This window comes from Pseudomonas sp. JV245A (genome assembly GCF_032424515.1).
Taxonomy (GTDB): domain Bacteria; phylum Pseudomonadota; class Gammaproteobacteria; order Pseudomonadales; family Pseudomonadaceae; genus Aquipseudomonas; species Aquipseudomonas protegens.
This window is the reverse complement of sequence record NZ_VYKE01000492.1, coordinates 1-605: the sequence shown is the minus strand read 5'-3', so window position 1 is coordinate 605 and position 605 is coordinate 1. Positions and strand designations below refer to the sequence as shown.

1 protein-coding gene is annotated in these 605 nt (G+C 66.3%); it reads left to right on the top strand.

From position 1 onward, the window contains the following. A partial coding sequence (locus F6S12_RS32645) for a filamentous hemagglutinin N-terminal domain-containing protein (protein WP_315869973.1) occupies positions 1 to 605 on the top strand: 605 nt, incomplete at both ends.

The window sequence follows — 605 nt, the reverse complement described above, 5'->3', positions numbered from 1 at the left end:
GGCCGCGCGGCCAATGTGATCCTCAACGAGGTCAACGGCGGCAGCCCCAGCCAGCTCAAGGGCTACACCGAAGTGGCCGGGCAGTCGGCCCATGTCATCGTCGCCAACCCCTATGGAGTGAGCTGCAACGGCTGCGGCTTTATCAACACCCCGAAAGCCACCCTGACCACCGGCAAGCCGGTGATCGAGAACGGCCAGGTCCAGCGTTACCAGGTGGACCAGGGCAGCGTCGCCATCGAGGGTGCGGGCCTCAACGCGAGCAATATCGACCAGTTCGAAATCATCACCCGCAGCGCCAAGATCAACGCCGAGATCCAGGCCAGGCACCTGGCGGTGATCGCCGGGGCCAACGACGTCGACGCCAAGACCTTGAACGCCACGGCCCGCACCGCCAACCCGGCGGATGCACCGCAACTGGCCATCGACTCATCAGCCCTGGGCGGCATGTACGCCGGGGCGATCAAGCTGGTGGGCACCGAGGCCGGGGTGGGGGTGAAGCTCGACGGCAAGCTGATCGCCAGTGGCGGTGATATCCAACTGGATGCCAACGGCCAGTTGCGCATGGCGGACGCCACTGCCGAGAAGGGCGCGGTGGCGATCAAGGC